Here is an 18,179-nt window from a genome sequence, read left to right on the forward strand (position 1 = left end):
CGCGAGCCCTCCTCCTGACCCGCGCGCCTCACATGCCACACGTCGCTGCATCGCCGCTACGCTGCGTGCCCTGCTGTGATCTCCCGACTCGAGCCTAGCCCGAGCGCGCGCACTCCGCTGCTGCCCGCCGCGAGCGCCGCCTCGATGATTGACCGGCCGCCTGCTGAGCTGGTATACGTAGCCGTTTTCCTTTGGAAGAATTTTACAATCACATTCGAAGCGAGGATCGGACGAGCGCGGTGTGCGCAGGTGAAGGGTACCTGGAGCTCCCAGCGCCAGCCGTGTCGTAGTGCCCTCGCCGGCTTCGCGGCGGCGCGCTGCGCTCCGGCGGGACGAGCCCTCGCTTCAGAAGATGATGAGGAGATCCCATGCGTGTCGCACACGTGATGATCACAGCAGCTCTCGTCAGCCTCTTCGCCGCCTGCGCCACCTCGGGCGGCGGCGACGGCGGGCCGCCGGTCTACGCGACGGTCTGCGAGGCCCGCTGCGCCTGCGAGGACTGCTCCGGGGACAACGAGGGCCTGTGCGAGGCCGAGCAGGAGGCCATCGAGGAGCGGGCCGAGGAGCGCTGTCAGGACGAGCACAAGGCCTATGCCGACTGCGTCCGCCTGGAGGGCCGGTGCGTGGATGGTCATCACCTGGCCGAGGTCTGCAACGCCCACGCGGCGGCCCTCCTCGGCTGTCTCGAGCCAAAAGGTCGCGATCACTGCCCCACGGCCGGCGACGGCGTCTGCGACGAGCCCCAGGGCACCGACACGTGCGCGGCCGGGACCGACCCAGCCGACTGCCTCTCTTTCTGTCCGTACACCGGCAACGGCATCTGCGACGAGCCCGAGGGCGCCGACCGGTGCCCGGCGGGCACGGACGTCGACGACTGCAAGCTCGTGCCGTGCCCGTCGGTGCAGGACGGGACCTGCGACGAGCCCGAGGGCACCGGCCGGTGCGACGAGGGCTCGGACGTCGACGACTGCATGGGCGCGACCTGCTCCGAGGCGAACAACGGCGAGTGCGACGAGCCCGAGGGCACCGGGATCTGCGACGAGGGCACCGACGCGGCCGACTGCGCGGGCGCGCCGTGCCCTTATGTGGACAACGGCGACTGCGACGAGCCCGAGGGCACCGGCTACTGCGAGGAGGGCACGGACGTCATCGACTGCGAGACCAGCGCCGTCGCCTGCGACGACATCGGCGTCTGCGGCAGCGCCACGAGCGGGTGCGTCGCGTGCGCGAACGAGGGGAGCTGCGCCGACGAGCTCGAGGCGTGCACGATCAGCGACGACTGCTACTTCCTCGTCCAGTGCCTCGTGACCTGCGCGAACGACGCCTGCATCGATGAGTGCCTGGAGGTGTATCCGGACGGGGTGCAGACGTACTCCAGCTACGACAGGTGCTTGAACTGCGAACAGTGCTACTACTCGTGCGGCGGGAGCGACGTATTCGAGTGCTGAGCCGTGGCGCCTCCCTGAGCGCCGCGGAGGAGATGGACATGCTTGATCGACGAGACGTTCGTGCGCGTTCGGCCCGCGCCGCCCTCCTGGCCGCCCTGGCCGGCGTCGCCTCGTGCGGCGGCCTCTCCGCGGGCGACTACGCGGTGTACCGCGTCGCCCTCGAGGCGCCCGAGCAGGCGCCTGGCTGCTTCCCCGGCGACCGGCCGATCCTCGCGGAGAAGTACGACGCCACCACGTTCCGGGACGGCCAGACGCTGCTCCTCTACCTCCCGACCGACGACGAGGCGGTGCTCGACACCGGCGGTCTCGTGCTGCATGGCTCCTCGGAGGACGACCCGTATACCTTCGAGGGCAGCTCCGAAGACATCGAGTTTCCCTTCCGCGACAGGGTCACCGACGCCGACCAGGACGGCATCTCGGACGACGTCGACCCGTTCGTCGACGCCGACAAGGACGGCGACGACGACACGGATCCGTCGCGCGACCGCGTGGTCGACACCGACGGCGACAAGCTGGACGACCGCGATGAGCTCGAGGACGGGTTCGTCGACGCCGACGACGACGGGGACGACGACCGCTTCCGGGAGATCGTCGGCGCCACGAGGACGATCTCCCGCCTGCGGGTGAGCGTCTCGATGACGGTCGACGGGTCGACGGTCAGGGGCGTCGTGACGCGGACGACCGAGGAGACGTGCGAGGGCGACCTGTGCCCGCCCCACGTGGATCAGCCGTGCGTCGACGTGCAGCGGTTCCGCGGCGTCGAGGTCGACGAGGCGCTGCTGACCTTCGGGGTCGACGCGCGCCCGACCCGCTGAGCCGCGCTCCGGCGGCGCGCCGCGCGGCGCGCGCCTCGCTCCCGTTCTGGTAGCATCGCCCCGCTTGCCGGCGCTCCCGCTCTCCCCCGCCGACCTCCGCGCCGTGCTCGCGCCGCTGTCGGCCGCCCGCCCGCTGCCCGCGCGCGCCTACTGGGACGAGGACGTGTTCGCCTTCGATCAGGCCGAGATCTTCGGTCGCTCGTGGGTCTGCGTCGGCCGCGAGGACGAGATCGCCCGCCCCGGCGAGTGGGTGCTCGCGCCGCTCACGCCGGCGGGGATCCTCGTCCTCCGCGGCGCGGATCTGGAGATCCGCGCGTTCCACAACGTCTGCCGCCACCGGGCGGCGACGCTCGTCGACGGCGCGTGCGGCCGGCTCTCTCAGCTCGCGTGCCCGTACCACGGCTGGACCTACGAGCTCTCCGGCGCCCTGCGCGCGGCGCCCCACGCGCCCCCCGGCTTCGACCGCGGCGCGCACGGCCTCCTGCCCGCGCGGGCGGGCGCCCTCTTCGGCTTCCTCTTCGTGGCGCTCGACCCAGGGGCGCCCCCGCTCGAGAGCGCGCTCGGCGGCGCGCCGCCGTGGCTCGCGCGCCCCGAGCTGCGCTCGCTCCGGCGGGGCCGGCGGGTGGAGTACGAGGTGGCCGCGAACTGGAAGCTCTGCGTCGAGAACTTCCAGGAGTCTCACCACTTCCCGCGCGTCCACCCCGCGCTGGAGCGGCTCACCCCGTGCGACGACGCCGTGTCCTGGGGCGGGGGCGGCCCGTGGCTCGGCGGGCTCATGGAGCTCGTCCCCGGCGCCGAGACGGTCTCGCTCGGCGCGGCGCGCGGGGCGCGGCCGCTGATCGTCCCCGAGGCGGAGCGGCGGCGGGTGCGCGACGCCATGCTCTTCCCGGGCCTGCTCACGAGCCTCCAGCCCGACTACCTGCTCACGTACCGGCTCACCCCGCGCGCGCCGGACCGGACCCTCGTGGTCGCCGACACCTACTTCCACCCGGCGGCGTTCACCCCCGGCTTCGATCCGGCCGACGTGTTCGCCTTCTGGGACACCGTGAACCGCGAGGATCGGTCGATCTGCGAGCGCCAGCAGCGCGGGATGCGCGCCCCGGGCTACGCGCCGTCGACCTACGCCGCGGTGGAGGACGGCGTGCACGCGTTCGATCGGTGGGTCGCCGAGCGGTACCTCGCGGCGCTCGGCGCGGGGGCGTCGTGAGCAAGCTGTGCGGCCTGTGGGGCCGCCCGTACATCGATCTCTCGCCGTTGATCGACACGTCCTGCTTCCCGGAGCTCGATCGCGAGATCGTGCTCGGGCTCTGCCGCGTCGAGCCCTCGTACACCGGCGGGAGCCTGAAGTGGATGGGCGTGGTCGCGCCGTGGGTGCACGAGGATCCGTACGTGGACTACGGGCAGGTCATCGGCGGCTTCTCGCGCGAGGAGCTCCGCGACTTCGTGGCGCTCGCCGACGACCCGTCCGCCTTCGATCTCGAGCGCGGCGGCGAGTACACCTTCGGAGACGAGACCGATCACCCGCTCTCGCGGGCGCAGATGCTGTACCTGAAGTACCGCTACGGCGTCTATTTCCCCTGGAAGGTCTGCTATCACCTCCTCGAGAACGACCGCTGGGAGGACAAGCACTCCGGCGCCGGCAAAGATTTCTCGGCAGAGGCGAGGGCGGTCTTCCCGCGGACGGTGGAGTTCCTCCGCGGGCTTCCGTTCGTCGAGATCGGGCGTTGCGTGCTCTTTGGTCTCGAGGCGAACGACCACGCGCCCGCGCACCGCGACACCGAGCCCGGGAGCGCGCTCGGCGTGGCGCAGTCGATCTCGTTCGCGCCGCGCGGCGGCAAGCGATTCTATGTCTGCGACCGGGAAGGGGAGGAGCGCACGGTCGTCCAGGCACCCATCTACTGGTTCAACGACATGGATTACCACGGGGTCGAGCCGGACCCGTTCTTCCGCTACTCGATCCGGGTGGACGGGGTGTTCGAGCCGGCGTTCGTGAAGCGGCTCCAGCGGCTCTATCGGCGCTGAGCCGGTGGACCTAGCGAACCAGGCTGCACTATCCTTGGACTTACCGTGAACCTGCTGTGGCAGTCGTTCCCCATGCCCGAAGGCCGACGCGCCCAGGCTTGGCGATATCATCCCGCCTACAGGCGACCAGCCCATTTCCACGACGAGCCGGAGTTCAACCTCGTCGTCCGGGGAACCGCCATCTTTCGCGTGGGGCATCGTCGCGTTCCGATGGGCCGCGGATCCTTGTTGTGGTACCCGCCCGGGCTGGATCACTATCTCGAAGACGCCAGCCCGGACCTCGAGCTCTATGTGGTAGGGTTCCGGCCCGAGCTGATCGATGCGTTCGCGCGCGAGCACGGCTGCGCGCCGAGCTTCTCTCGGCCTCCGCAGCGCCTCGACGAGGCGGCCTTGTTGGCTTGTGCAGACGCGATGGCCCAGGTGCCGAGCAGCCGCGACGACCCGGCTGTCGAAGGTCGGCTGCTCGATCTGCTCGCAGCGCTGGCCCAGACGACGCCTCCTCCGCAGGTGAGCCTTGGCCACCGCGCTGCGGCCCTGCTGGTCGAGGCGCCGAGCCTCCGCCGCGACGAGCTGACCCGGCGCCTGGCCAGCAACCGCGGCGATGTGAGCCGCAAGTTTCGCCGCGACCAGGGGCTGTCGTTGACGGAGTACAAGAACCGGCTGCAAACGCTGAAGCTCCTCGAGCTGCTCGAACAGGGCTGCATCCACTTGACTCACGCGGCGCTCGACGCCGGGTTCGGCAGCTACTCGCGCTGTCACCAGGTGATCAGAGAGTTGCTGGGCATGGCGCCCAGCGCGCTCCTCGACCCAGGCACCCGGAAGCTGCTCGCCGACAGGTTGGAACCGTTGAGCGCACAGCACGATCGCCGAGATCCCGGGTAGCTCGCGCGACCAGACCCCTCGTTCCGGCATCGCCGCTCCGCGAATCGGCCTTCAGGCTGCGGAAACGCACAAACCTGGATGCTCGCCGTGCGACGGTTGGGTATGCGATCGGCATGCGAAGTCGATCAGCCCTCGCCTTGCTCGCGCTCCTGGCGTTTTCGGGATGCTCCAACGACTCGCCGGATCCGGGCTCCTCCCCCGGCACCGGTGGAGGTCCCCCCAACACGGCGACGGGTGGGGCTGCTGCCGGCCCCATGACCGGCGGCGATGGCGGCATGCCGCCAGAGATGCCCATGACCGGCGGCGCAGGTGGTACGGGCGGCGCAAGCTCCGGCGGGACGAGCGGCGCGAGCTCCGGCGCGACGAGCGGCGCGACGGCTGGCGGCACGGGTGGCGCCGCTGGAGGTGGCGCCGGCGACGGCAGCTTCGAGCTCGCCTGGGAAGATCCGTTCGACACCGTCGATCTCGCGCGCTGGCAGCTGATGACCCACAGCTGGGACGGCAATCTCGCGCAGTTCACCGGCGAAAACGCGGTGGTCAGCGACGGCATCCTGCGCCTTTCGCTGACGGCAGCCAACGATACCAGCAAGCCCTTTCGCGGCGTGGAGATGCGCTCTCGCGAGACGCTGACCTACGGAAGAATAGAAGCGTCAGCGCGGTTCGCGCAGGGCTCCGCGGTCGTCTCTTCTCTGGTGCTCATTTATACCCCATGGCCGCCCGACGACTGGAACGAGCTCGACATCGAGTTTCTGGGCAAAAACACCGATCGCGTTCAGTTCAACCACATGGTGAACATCCCGCCCGCCGATCCAGCCACCGGCCACCTCCAGTTCCCCAAGCTCGTTACATTGGGCTTCAACCCCGCAGCGGGCTTTCACACCTATGTCATCGAATGGGTGCCCGGTGAGGCGCGCTTCTATGTCGACGGAGCGCTCTTGCACACTGCCACCGAGGAGATGGAACGCATGGTCCTCCCTCAGAACATCCTCTTGACGATCTGGGCTTCTGGCTCGCCAGATTGGGCAGGCCCGGTCGACAGCAGCACCGCCCCCACGCGCGCCGAGTACGACTGGATCCGCGTCTACCGCTACGTCGGTCCGTAGGCGCTTCGTGGGTTCCGAGCCGCTGAAGGCGGCTCGGACGCGCGCAGCTTTCCGCCTCGTCTCGGCCGGCGGGGGCTCGGGCGCTGCCTCGCTCAGCCGCCGAGCGCCTCGTCGATCGCCTGCGTGAGCTTCGGGTCGTCCGGCGCCACGGACGACTCGAACCTCGTGAGCACCGACCCGTCCTTGCCGATCAGGAACTTGGTGAAGTTCCACTTCACCTCACCGGCGGGCGGGGCCTGGGTGAGGAAGGCATAGAGCGGGTGCTTGCTGCCCCCCTTGACCGGGATCTTCGAGAACATGGGGAAGCTGACGCCGTACTTCGTGGAGCAGAAGGCGGCGATCTCGGCGTCCGTCCCCGGCTCCTGCGCGCCGAAATCGTTCGAGGGGAAGCCGAGGACGGCGAAGCCGCGATCCTTGAGCCGATCGTGGAGCGCCTCGAGCCCCGCGTACTGCGGCGTGTAGCCGCACTCCGATGCGGTGTTCACCAAGAGCAGCACCTTGCCCCGGTAGTCGCCGAGGGAGCGGTCCTGCCCGTCGATGGTCTTCACGGTGAAGTCGTAGAGCGACATGGCCTTTCCTTCCTGAGCAGCGCCGGGCGTCGGCTCCGGCGAGGGCCGCTGGATGTCCTTTCCACAGCCCGGCGCGCCGGCGAGGGCCAGCGAGGCGAGCAGGGCGAGTCCGCACCGGGGCGCGCGCGGCGAGCTTTCCATGACAGAGTGGATAGACCCGCCTCCGGGCCGCGTCGAGCGTTCTTCCGCTGCTACGCGATGCGGGTGGACGGCGTGTTCGGGCCGGCGTTCGTGGAGCGGCTCTCTCTGCGGTAGGCGCGGGCTGCTTTCGGTCTGGACAGGTGAGGCCGGAAGCGTAGTGTAGTCTGTCGTGCGCAGCGCACCGGAGGGGAGCGACACGCAGGACCTCCAGGCGACGTCGGACGCTCTGGGAAGGGGGGCTCCGCCTGGCGAGGGCGACGAGCGAGCCGAGGGCGCGAGGCGGAGCTTTCGCCCCGGCGACATCGTCGCAGGCCATTACCGGCTGGATCGGCTGCTCGGCGAAGGGGGCATGGGCGTGGTCTGGGCCGCGAGCCACAGGCTGACCGGCGCGCGGGTCGCGCTCAAGCTCGTGAAGGGCGTGTCCGGCGCGGTGCGCTTGCGCCTGCTGCGCGAGGCGAGGATCGCGCACGAGCTCGACCACCCCAATGTGGTCGCGGTGCACGACGTGGCGCTCGAGGACGGAGCGCCCGTGATGATCATGGAGCTGCTCTCCGGCGAGTCGCTCGCCGACAGGCTGGCTCGCGGGCCGAGGATGTCCCTCCCGGAGGTGGCCTCCATCTTCTTGCAGGTGGTCTCGGCCGTCGCCGCGGCGCACGCGCGGGGCGTCATCCACCGCGATCTGAAGCCGGAGAACATCTTCCTCGTCGACGGCTCGAGCCAGCGGGTCAAGGTCCTCGACTTCGGCATCGCGAAGCTGACGGCCGCGAGCGGGCACGACGCTCGGACGCCGGGGCTCACCGAGAGCGGGACGAGGCTGGGCACGCCCTGCTACATGTCCCCGGAGCAGGTGTTCGGAGATCCGGTGGATCACCGGACCGACATCTGGTCGCTCGGCCTGCTCCTCTACGAGTGCCTCTCGGGCGACCTCCCGACGCGCGCCGACAACGCCGGCCAGGTCTTCAAGATCATCGTGACCGGCGGCATCCCCCCGCTGGAGAGCGCCGCGCCCGGCGTGCCCCCGGAGCTCGCGCGCCTCGTGCGCTGCATGCTGTCCGTGGCCCGCGACGCCCGGCCCTCGGACCTCGGCGAGGTCCACGGCGTGCTCGCCGCGCTCGCGCAGCAGGCCGCGGCGCCGAGCTCGGACGCGCCGGCGTCGCCGGCGCCCGCCCCCTCCGGGCCGCCGGTCCGGGTGCCGGACGGCGAGGCGGTGGAGGAAGCCGAGGTCGACCCCATGGCGCCGACCGAGCGCCCCAACACCCCGCCGCCCCCGGCGGAGCCCCGCTCGACCGGAAGGCGCACCGCCGCCCGGGCGGCGGCCTGGACGATCGGCCTCGCCGTGGCGCTCGCGGGCCTGGTCGCCGTGGTGCTCGCGTGGCGGGAGAGCCCGGCTCCGGTCGAGGAGCGGCCGCCGCCCCGCGCGATCAATCCGCGGGCGCTGTCCCGGTACGCGGCCGCGCTCGAGGCCGTCGGCGACGCCAACGAGGGCGAGGCGGCGGACCGCCTGCGGCAGGCGATCGCCCTCGACGACGCGCTGGCCGCAGCGCACCTCCGCCTCGCGATCTACGCGCCGGACCGCGCCGAGGCGCGGATGCATTACGCGCGCGCCGAGGCGCTGCGCGATGGGCTCGACGCCCGCGAGCGAGCGCTCCTCCAGGCCATGGAGCCCCTGCTCGGCGGCGATCCCGGGGACGCGGCGCTCTGTGCTGCGCGGCTCTCCGCGCTCGCCGTGCAGCGCCCGCGCGACGCGGAGGTGCTCGCCCTCTTCGCGCGCCACGCGTTGCGCTGGAACATCCACGCCAGCGTCGAGGCGGCGACGCGGGCCACGACGAGCGAGCCCGAGCGCGCCCAGGGCTGGGCCGCGCTGGCGCGGTCGCTGCGGCACCTCGGGTCGTTCCAGGACGCAGCCGCCGCCGTCGACCAGTGCCTCGCGATCTCACCCCAGGCGGCGAGCTGCTACGAGGTCAGGAGCGAGATCCACAGCGCGCTCGGCAGCTGCGGCGAGGTCGAGCAGGACCTGCAGCTCATGCTGTGGATGACGGGCGCGAGGGGCCAGGCGATCCAGCGCAAGCTCGCGTCGTCGAGCTACGCGCAGGGGCGGTCTGCCGACGCGGTGATGGTGCCGCTGCGGCAGGGCTGGGTCTCGCTGCCGGACTCGGAGCGGCGCTACGTCGCGCTGATCGACGAGGCGAGCGTGCGCGCGCTCACGGGCGACTTCGCGGAGGCCGAGGTGCTGCTGCGAAGCGCGCGCCTGCGGATGAGCGCGGAGTCGAGGGCGCACGCCGACGTCGCCCGCGCGCTCGTCGATATCTATCTCGAGACCGATCGCGAGATCGAGGCGGCGCGCATCGCGGAGACGTGCCTCGACAACTACGTCGCCTGCGCCAGCGGCTCGGCGGACCTCTTGCGGGTCATGCTGCATGCGGGCTTCATCTCATGGGCCGCGTTCCAGGAGCGGCGCGCCGAGCACCTGCCGCCGTCGGGCGCTCCGGCCGGCGCCGAGCGCGCGCTCTCCGCCGTGGTGAGGGCGCACGCGCGCTGGATCGAGGGCTTCGAGGAGGCCGCGGAGGCTGTCCCCGCGCTGCCGGTCAGCGCGCTGATGAGCGATCAGGTCGATCACGACGTCCACGCGGATCTCGGCGCGGTCTACCACCTCGCGGGCATGCCCGGCCACGCGATCCCCGCGCTCCGCAAGGCGGTCATGACGTGCGATATGCTGGACTGGCCGGTGACGTACGTGCGCTCGTTCTGGTTCCTCGGTCAGGCCCTCGAGCAGACGGGGGACATCGCCGGCGCGTGCCAGGCCTACGCGAGCGTGATCGCGCGCTGGGGAGGCGCGAGCCCGCCCTCGCAGACCGCGGCGCGGGCGCGCGAGAGATCGAGGGCGCTCGGCTGCGGACCGATCGACTGACCGCCCGCCCGCGCGCCGAAGCCGAAGAGGAGCGCCGCGGCATCGTGGACGGAGAGGTCGGGCGCGACGCGCTCACTGCATGTGGCCTATGCAACATCTGACGGCGCGATTGTTTGCGAGCGTTCATCGGACACGTGTGCAGAGCGGCGGCGCCTTCGCACAAGGGCGCTCGTTTCGTCTTGACACCGCGTGTCCGCGGGGCGTCTGCGTAGGTTAAACCAGCATCGTTGTCGGGGCAAACCCGGCTAGCTGGCGCGCTGGAGAGCGCGTTATCATGGTGGTCTCGACCTTTTGTCGCCGGGCAGCTCTGGCGAGGAGGCATCATCCATGGGAACGACGTCTATTCTCGTGTCTTCCTTGGCGGTCCTGGCGGGCCTCGGCGCGCCGGACGTCGCTTACGGGGGTGCCTCTCAGCCCTCGAGCGGCGCGTGGCCCCGCAGGCTGCAGCCCGCGGAGCCGGAGTCCGTGTACATGAGCAGCGCGGGGCTGCGCGATGCGACGCTGGCCCTGGAGGACGCCATCGCGGGCGGGGAGATCCAGGGCGCCGTCCTCCTGGTCGCCCGCCATGGGCGGATCGTGCTCCACGAGGCGCTGGGCGAGCGCGACGGGTTCAACGCGAGCTGGCCGGACATGCCCTCGCCGCCGATGCCGCGCGACGGGATCTTCGATCTCGAGTCGATGACGAAGCCGTTCACCGTCTTTTTGGCGATGAGGATGCAGGAGTCCGGCCGGTTCCCCGGCTTCAAGATCGACAACACGGTCGCGTCGTACTTCCCCGAGTTCGCCACGAGCCCGGACAAGGCGCGCGTGACGGTCAGGGACCTGATGCGCTACGTGTCGGGCGAGGACATGGACGCGAGCGGCGTCCTCGGCGCCAGCGACCGCTGGCACACGATGCTCACGGCGCCCTTGCTCTACACGCCGAGCCAGAAGGTCCTCTACAGCGACCTCGGGTTTCGCCTCCTCGGCCACGTGCTGGAGAAGGCGGGCGGCGACTCGCTGCAGGGGCTGATGAAGACCAACATCTTCGATCCGCTCGAGATGTCGAGCACGTCCTACCGGCCGAAGGTCCACATGCCGGCGAAGAGCGAGCGCTTCGTGGGGACGGCGTGGTCGAGCGTGCGCGGGCGTTACCTGCGGGGCGAGGTGCAGGACGAGACCGACTACGACGTGGAGGAGAACACGGGGACCCCTCAGCACGGCCACCTGACCGGGTGCGACGGCCTGTTCTCGACGGCGCTCGATCTCGCCAAGTTCGGGCAGATGCTCCTGAACCGGGGCGTCCACGTCTGGGGCCCGGACGCGCTCTGCAACCCGATGCTCCTGTCCTGTCCGGGCCAGCGGATCATGTCGCGGCCCTCGGTGGAGCGCATGACGACGCTGCAGACGGGCGACATGGGCCTCCCGACGCCGGCGACCACGTTCGCCCAGAACCTGTTCTACTCGGGCAAGGGGCTCGGGTGGGAGATGTACGATCCCGGCGCGTGGCCCGGCGGCGATCACACCTCGACCGTCGCGTACAGCAAGACGGGCGGCGCCGGGACGCTCATGGTCATCGACCCCGATCCGGCGCGAGACCTGATGATCATCCTGCTCACGAATCACGGGCTCCCGAGCTACGACCACCTCGGGGTCGATGAGGACCAGCTGTGGTACTGGGACGATTTCGACGCGATGATCGAGGCGATCCGCGCGGAGGAGGTCAGCGATGCGGTCAACCTGTCGCTGATGGATGTCCCGTAGGGGCCGCACGACGGCGTCCTTCGGCGGGACATGGGGTGTTCGCGCCGGGGTCATTCAGCGCATCGGGCCGTCGCGCGAAGTCGCTCGGCGGTGTCGGCGTAGGAGCGGCGAGCAGGCCGTTGCCGGGGGTGCGCCTGCAATCGCGCGGGTGACCGGGCGCGGCGGGCGCGGCGGTGCGCCGGGGCGTGCGCCGAATGACGCGGCGGAGCGCATGGCGCTTGCGCTCGTGCGAGCGCGCCCGCAAAGGTAGGTGTCCCGCCGCAAGGACGCCCCCGGATGAACGACGACCTCCGCATCAGCCCACCCCACGCCGGAACCCGCACCGAGACGGCGAGCGCCGAGGCGGAGCTCGCCCCGCTCTCCGGCGAGGATCGCCTCTCCTCGTTCTACGCGGGGTGCCCGGTCGCGCTCTTCACGACCACGCCCGCGGGGCGCTTCATCGACGCGAACCGCGCGTTCGCGCGCCTCCTCGGCTACGCGGACCACACGCAGTTCCTCGACCTGCCCGTCCCAGGCTTCTACGCCGACCAGCGGCAGCGGCAGGAGATCATGCGCATCCTCGACCAGGAGGGCGCCGTCCACGGCTACGAGGTCGAGTTCGTGCGCCTCGACGGGACGCGCCTGTGGGTCAGCATCACCGCGCGCGCCATCCGCGACGCGACCGGGCGCGTCGCGCGCTACGAGGGCGCGCTCGAGGACGTGACGCCGCGCCGGATGGCGCAGGACCTGATGCGCCTCAGCGATCAGCGCTTCCACCTCCTCGCCAAGGCCACGAACGACACCATCTGGGACTGGGACTTCACGACCGGCACGGTCTGGTGGAACGAGAACTTCGAGCGCACCTTCGGGTACCGGCTCGACGACCTCGAGCCGGGGCCCGAGAGCTGGACGGGCCGCATCCACCCCGACGACCTCGAGCGCGTCTCGCGCAGCATCCACGACGCCATCGACGGCACCGCGACGACGTGGAGCGGCGAGTACCGCTTCCGCCGCGCCGACGGCGAGTACGCGTACATCTACGATCGCGGCCTCGTGCTGCGCGACGCGACCGGCAAGGCCGTCCGCATGATCGGCTCGATGATGGACGCCACCCTGCAGCGCCGGCAGCAGATCCTCCTCGGGTGGCAGCGCAAGGTGCTCGAGATGATCGCCCTCCACCAGGGCATCGAGGAGACGCTCGAGGTGCTGTGCCGCGACGCCGAGGAGCTCTCCGCCGGCCGCCGCTTCACCGTCCTGCTCGCGAGCGACGACGGCCGCCGCCTCCTGCACGGCGCGGCGCCGAGCCTGCCGGCGTCGTACAACAAGGCGGTGCACGGGATCCTCATCGGCCCGCGCGCGGGCTCGTGCGGCACCGCCGCCCACCGCCGCGCGCCGGTCGTCGTGGAGGACATCGCGACCGATCCGCTCTGGGCCGACTTCCGCCAGCTCGCCCTGCCGCTCGGGCTGCGCGCCTGCTGGTCCACGCCCATCGTCTCCTCGACGGGCGAGGTGCTCGGCACCTGGGCCGTGTACCGGTCCGCGCCCGGCGCGCCCACCGCCGCCGACGAGGAGATCGTCCGCGTCGCGACGCGCCTCGCCGCCATCGCCATCGAGCGCGCCCGCGCGGAGCGCGCGCTGCGCGAGAGCCGCGAGCAGCTCGCGAAGGCGCAGGAGGTCGCGCACCTCGGGAGCTGGTCGTGGGACGTCGCCGCGGGCAAGCTCGACTGGTCCGAGGAGCAGCTCCGCATCCACGGCCTGCCGAGCGAGAGCGGCGGCGTCCGGCCCGACGCGGCCATCGCCTGCGTCCACCCGGAGGACAGGGCGCGCGTCGCCGCCGAGCTCGAGGGGCTGCTCTGGCGGGCGGGATCTGGCGAGATGGCGTACCGCATCGTGCGGCCCGACGGCGCCACGCGCTGGGTCCACGCGCGCACCGAGGTCGAGCGCGCGCCCGACGGCGGGCCGGCGCGGATGCTCGGCACGTGCCACGACATCACCGAGCAGCGGCAGGCGCAGCGCGCGCTTCAGGAGAAGGAGGAGCGCCTCCGCGCGGCGCTCGACGCCTCGGCGACCGGCACGTTCCGCTGGATCCCGGCCACGAACGAGCTCGACTGGGACGAGAACCTCGATCGGCTCTTCGGCCTGCCGGCGGGCGCGACCGCGCGCCACATCGACCAGTTCACGGGCCTCGTCCACCCCGACGATCGCGAGCGCGTCCTCGAGGCGCTCGATCGCTGCGTGCACGACGGCGCCGACTTCGACCTGGAGTTCCGCGTGGTGTGGCCCGACGGCAGCGTCCACTGGCTGCTCGATCGCGGCCGCATGCTCCGCGACGCCGAGGGCAGGCCGCTCACGATGACGGGCGCGTGCACCGACGTGACGGAGCGCATGAACGCGGAGCTCGCGCTGCGCCAGCGCGCGGACGAGCTGGCGAGGCTCACGGAGGCGCTGCAGCGCATGAACCGCGAGCTCGACCAGTTCGCCTACATCACGTCGCACGATCTCAAGGCGCCGCTGCGGGGCATCGCGAACCTCTCGCAGTGGATCGAGGACGACGAGGGCGAGCGGCTCAGCGACGTGTCCAAGCGGAACCTGGAGCTCCTGCGCATCCGCGTGCAGCGCATGGACGCGCTCATCGACGCCATCCTCGCGTACTCGCGCGTCGGGCGCATCCGCGTGCCCACCGAGGTGGTCGCCGTGGGCCCGCTCGTCGACGAGGTGGTGGATCTCCTGTCGCCGCCGGAGGGCTTCCGCGTCGAGATCGCCGGCCAGCTGCCCAGCGTCGTTGCGGAGCGCGCGCTGCTCCAGCAGGTGTTCATGAACCTGATCGGCAACGCCATCAAGCACCACCCCGACAAGGGGAACGGCCGCGCCGTGGTCTCGTGCGCGGACGCCGGCTCGCACTGGCGCTTCACGGTGGCGGACAACGGCCCTGGCATCTCGCCGCGCTTCCACGACAAGGTGTTCATCATCTTCCAGACGCTGGAGGCGCGGGACCGGTCGGAGGGCACGGGGGTCGGGCTCGCGCTCGTGAAGAAGATCGTCGAGAGCAGCGGCGGCGCCGTCGCCCTCGACTCGGACGTCGGGCGCGGCGCCGCCTTCTCGTTCACCTGGCCTAAGGCGCTGGTGTAGCGGCGGGCGCGGTCGCGGCGGGCGAGGTCGCGGCGGCCGGCTGGGTCGCGGCGAGGGCTCCGTTCACCACGAGGTGGATGAACTGGAGCTTGGCCACGGCGGGGCGCGGCATCACGAACGGGTAGAAGTCGTGCTGGCCCATGCTGCGCGACATCTCGTTGAGCACGGCCGTCAGCTCCACCCACGCGTTCAGGAAGCCGAGGAAGCTCGCGGCCCCTGGATCGTCCGGCCGCCACAGCGCGTCGGTGCCCCAGGGCTCGACGTCGAGCTCCACCTCGTCGGCGTCGATGCCGAAGCTGAGGGCCGTGTCCACGGTGTCGACCATGTGGAGGTAGTGGGCCCAGGTCTCGGCCCAGTCTTCCCACGGGTGCATGCTGGCATAGGCGCTGACGAAGCGCTGCGGCCAGTCGGCGGGCGGGCCTTGCTCGTAGTTGGCCTTCAGCGCGGCGGCGTAGTCCTGCTGCTCGTCGCCGAACAGCTCCCGGAACGGCGCGAGCCATCCGGTGTCGCGCACCAGGCGGTCCCAGTAATAATGGCCGATCTCGTGCCGGAAGTGCCCGAGCAGCGTGCGGTAGGGCTCGCGCATCGCGGCGCGGATGCGCTCGCGCGTGGCGTCGTCCGCCTCCTCGATGTTCAGGGTGATGACGCCGTCGGCGTGGCCGGTCATCACCCTGGGCCCGTCGGGCGGCGAGGCGAGGAAGTCGAAGCAGAGGCCGTGCTCCGGATCCTCGCCGACCTTGGACTTCACCGGCAGGTTCAGCGCGAGGAGCTGCGACACGAGCCGTCGCTTGGCCGTCTCGATGCGGCGCCACAGCGCCCGGTGCTCGACGACGGTGAGGTCCGGAATGGTGCGGTTGAGCCGGCACGCGGCGCAGAGCGCGGGCGTCTCCGCCGCCACCGGGACGAGCCAGTTGCAGCCGGACGCCGTGTCGAAGTTGCCGCAGCGCCGGTAGAGGCGCGGCGCGGCCGCGGCGTCGTGCCAGAGCTGCCAGGTGCCCTCGGTCGCGCCGGGCTTCATCGGCATCACCTGGGCGCGCTCGGGCTCATAACCGAGCGGCGTCTTGCAGGCGAGGCATTCGCTGTTGCGGAAGAACACCGGCCGCTCGCACTGGCACCGGTAGGCGCGCGGGGCAGTGGGTTGTTTGACCGGTTTCCATGCGCTGCGCAGGCGCGTGATCAGGCTGTCGAAGCGGGTGGACATGGTGGTTGGGCGGGCCGAGGAGAAGCGGTTTCGTCCTGGATTCCTGGCGCCGCGCTGTCGGCGTGTTGGCAATCCATGTGCCAGGCGAGCAGCGCGCGATTCACGTCGCGGCTGAGGCCGCGCGACGAGTTGCCGCTCGATTGGCCGTCGCGGACTGTCTCAGTGTGGCAAAAACGCCGTCCTGCCCGGCCGAGCGCCGCGCTCTGGTCTAGAGGCGACGGATCCAGGCGCGCAGCGCCGCCAGGCCGTCCTGGTCGACGATCTCGGTCCCGAGGGGCGGCATCGAAGGCCAGTCCGGATCGCGCCTCCGGGCGCGCTCCACCGCGTCGCTGTCGTCGGGATCGCCCGGGCGGATCACCGTGCCCACGGCGGTGCGGTACGTGGCGGTGGTCTCGACCGACGCGATCTCGTCGACCCGGAGCGTGAAGTCGAACCTGCGCTGCGGATCGTAGCAGCGCGCGCCGTCGCTGCTCGGGCGGGTCCTGTTGTGGCAGTGGCTGCAGTTCGCGTGCAGCCAGCCGAGGGCGGCCTGCGCCACGGCGTCTCCCGGGAGCCGGACCGGCCGGCGCGGAGGAGCCGAGAGCATCCCCCGGGCGGCGATCGCGTCGAGGTCGACCTCGCCGCGGCTCGCGGCGAGCTGGATCGCCGAGAACCCGAGCACGCGGCTCTCGGTTCCGCCGTGGCAGCCCATGCATTCTGCCGCCGCGGGCACGTCGTGCGGCGTGCCGCGCGCGTCCTCGGCGCCGCCGGGCGTCGCCAGCGCGTCGGTCCCGTCGGCGTTCCAGACGTAGGCGACCGCGGCCCAGTCCTCGGGGGCGGGGCCCACCTTGGCGAGCAGGCGGGTCTCGACGAGGACTCCGTCCCTCCGGAACTCCTTCCAGAGGCGGGTCCCGTCGGGGAACTGCCATGCATCCTGAGCGCTTGTGTCGATCTGCGCGCCCTCTGGCAGCCGGATGAACCGCTGCTTGTCCGCGCCGTCGCTCCAGAGCTCGAAGCCGGGCGCGTAGGCCACCACGTCGCTCGCCACCGTCCCCGCGGCGATGTCGGCGTAGAGGCCGGTCTGCGACAGCGCCGCGGGCAGCTCGGCCTGGCGCTCCGGATCGGGGGGATCGCACTGGCGGAGATCGTCGCAGCCGGCGGCGGCGAGGCCGGCGGCGGCGAGCCAGAGGGGCGCGAATCCAGCGCGTGTCGGGCGTCTCTCGCGGGTGGACATGGCCGTATCTAGACAGGGGCCGCGTGCCATCTCCAGTGATGGATCGTGATAGATGTCATCACCGTGGTGAATCTATCGGCCATCGATCTCAACCTGCTCCACGTGCTCGCGGTGACGCTCGAGGAGCGCAGCGCGACGCGCGCCGCGCGCCGGCTGGGCGTCACGCAGTCGGCGGTCTCGAACGCGCTCGCCAGGGCGCGCGAGCTCCTCGGCGATCCGCTGCTCGTCCGCGATGGCCGCGGCATGGCGCCGACGCCGGCGGCCGAGGAGCTGCTGCCGGAGCTCGCGGCGGCGATGGCCCAGGTGCGGTCGGTGGTCGAGCGCCGGCGGACGTTCGACCCGCGCTCGTCCACCCGGGAGCTCACGCTCGCCTGCGCCGACAACTCGCAGATCGCGGATGTGCCGCTGGTCGCGGCGGCGCTCGCGCGGGAGATGCCGCTCGCGCGGCTCCGGGTGGTGAGCATCGACGCCCTGATCGCCTCGGGGGGCCTTGCCCAGGGCGGGATCGACGCGGCGATCGTGCTGCGGCGGCGCGATCCTGGGCTCCGCGTCGCGGCGCTCTACCGGGATCCGACCGTGGGGGTGGTCCGCCGGGATCATCCGGTCGTGGGCCGGCGCCTGACGCGGAGCGCGTTTCCGCGGCTGGGCTTCATCGACGTGCACATCGCGCTCGGCCGTCCGGGCCGGGGGCACGCGCTTGTCGAGCGGGCGTTCCGCGCGCAGGGTCTGGTCCGCCGGATCGCGCTGGTGGTCCCCGGGTTCGCGCCCGCGGCGATGGCCGCGGCCGGCAGCGATCTCGTCGCGTGCATGCCTCGGCGCACGGCGCAGGCGCTCGCGTCGCACCTCCCGCTGCGGGTCGTCGAGCTGCCCGTGGCGGATCTCGCGCACGAGATGTGGCTCGCGTGGCACGAGCGGACGCACAAGGACCCGGCGGCGGCCTGTCTGCGGAAGGCGATCGTGGAGGCGCTGCGGGCGCCCGAGGGTCGGCCCGACCCGGGTTGAGGCCGGGCGGCCCGACCCAGGTTG

At 71.7% G+C, this 18,179-nt stretch carries 13 protein-coding genes; 10 read left to right on the forward strand and 3 right to left on the reverse strand.

Translation table 11 applies throughout. The features are described from left to right. Positions 1-368: 368 nt before the first annotated feature. The 6 genes from WMF33_RS19930 (at position 369) to WMF33_RS19955 (ending at position 6,270) form a co-directional block, all read left to right on the forward strand. Positions 369-1,448 carry a latent transforming growth factor beta-binding protein gene (locus tag WMF33_RS19930; protein ID WP_437338620.1) on the forward strand — a complete coding sequence of 360 codons (1,080 nt, stop codon included), beginning with the start codon at positions 369-371 and terminating at the stop codon, positions 1,446-1,448. A gap of 38 nt (positions 1,449-1,486) precedes the next feature. Further along, a complete protein-coding gene (locus tag WMF33_RS19935) occupies positions 1,487-2,263 on the forward strand; it encodes a hypothetical protein (RefSeq protein WP_437338621.1) in 777 nt (258 codons plus the stop codon). Between the two features lie 64 nt (positions 2,264-2,327). Continuing rightward, complete coding sequence (locus tag WMF33_RS19940; RefSeq protein WP_437338622.1) at positions 2,328-3,470, forward strand: aromatic ring-hydroxylating oxygenase subunit alpha; 1,143 nt, start codon at positions 2,328-2,330, stop codon at positions 3,468-3,470. Further along, complete coding sequence (locus tag WMF33_RS19945) at positions 3,467-4,285, forward strand: hypothetical protein (protein ID WP_437338623.1); 819 nt, start codon at positions 3,467-3,469, stop codon at positions 4,283-4,285. The genes WMF33_RS19940 and WMF33_RS19945 overlap by 4 nt, the downstream gene beginning before the upstream one ends. Positions 4,286-4,330: 45 nt before the next feature. Then, positions 4,331-5,167 (forward strand): AraC family ligand binding domain-containing protein, encoded by an 837-nt coding sequence (locus WMF33_RS19950; protein ID WP_437338624.1) that lies wholly within the window; start codon positions 4,331-4,333, stop codon positions 5,165-5,167. Between the two features lie 254 nt (positions 5,168-5,421). Further along, positions 5,422-6,270, forward strand: coding sequence for a family 16 glycosylhydrolase (locus tag WMF33_RS19955; RefSeq protein WP_437338625.1), 849 nt, complete (start codon positions 5,422-5,424; stop codon positions 6,268-6,270). Between the two features lie 92 nt (positions 6,271-6,362). Here WMF33_RS19955 and WMF33_RS19960 read toward each other — a convergent pair whose 3' ends face one another. Beyond that, the gene (locus tag WMF33_RS19960) at positions 6,363-6,980 is read right to left on the reverse strand and encodes a glutathione peroxidase (RefSeq protein ID WP_437338626.1); all 618 of its coding nucleotides are present in this window, start codon (positions 6,978-6,980) and stop codon (positions 6,363-6,365) included. 169 nt (positions 6,981-7,149) lie between these two features. Here WMF33_RS19960 and WMF33_RS19965 point away from each other — a divergent pair, with 169 nt between their 5' ends. The 3 genes from WMF33_RS19965 (at position 7,150) to WMF33_RS19975 (ending at position 14,739) form a co-directional block, all read left to right on the forward strand. Next, entirely contained in the window at positions 7,150-9,888 is a 2,739-nt protein-coding gene (locus WMF33_RS19965; protein ID WP_437338627.1) for a protein kinase domain-containing protein, read from the forward strand. 327 nt (positions 9,889-10,215) lie between these two features. Continuing rightward, the gene (locus tag WMF33_RS19970; RefSeq protein ID WP_437338628.1) at positions 10,216-11,631 is read left to right on the forward strand and encodes a serine hydrolase domain-containing protein; all 1,416 of its coding nucleotides are present in this window, start codon (positions 10,216-10,218) and stop codon (positions 11,629-11,631) included. 276 nt (positions 11,632-11,907) lie between these two features. Further along, positions 11,908-14,739, forward strand: coding sequence for a PAS domain-containing protein (locus tag WMF33_RS19975; protein WP_437338629.1), 2,832 nt, complete (start codon positions 11,908-11,910; stop codon positions 14,737-14,739). On the opposite strand, the gene WMF33_RS19980 is transcribed toward WMF33_RS19975, so the two are convergent. Both WMF33_RS19980 and WMF33_RS19985 read right to left on the reverse strand, forming a co-directional pair. After that, on the reverse strand, positions 14,723-15,940 hold the full coding sequence (locus WMF33_RS19980) for a zinc-binding metallopeptidase family protein (protein WP_437338630.1): 1,218 nt from the start codon (positions 15,938-15,940) through the stop codon (positions 14,723-14,725). The two genes, WMF33_RS19975 and WMF33_RS19980, sit on opposite strands and share 17 nt — an antisense overlap. 208 nt (positions 15,941-16,148) lie before the next feature. Continuing rightward, entirely contained in the window at positions 16,149-17,153 is a 1,005-nt protein-coding gene (locus tag WMF33_RS19985) for a hypothetical protein (protein WP_437338631.1), read from the reverse strand. A 45-nt stretch (positions 17,154-17,198) separates the two neighbouring features. On the opposite strand from WMF33_RS19985, the gene WMF33_RS19990 reads away from it, so the two are divergent. Further along, the gene (locus tag WMF33_RS19990) at positions 17,199-18,155 is read left to right on the forward strand and encodes a LysR family transcriptional regulator (RefSeq protein ID WP_437338632.1); all 957 of its coding nucleotides are present in this window, start codon (positions 17,199-17,201) and stop codon (positions 18,153-18,155) included. Positions 18,156-18,179: the final 24 nt, after the last annotated feature.

Source organism: Sorangium sp. So ce394, assembly GCF_051474665.1.
GTDB lineage: Bacteria > Myxococcota_A > Polyangia > Polyangiales > Polyangiaceae > Sorangium > Sorangium cellulosum_D.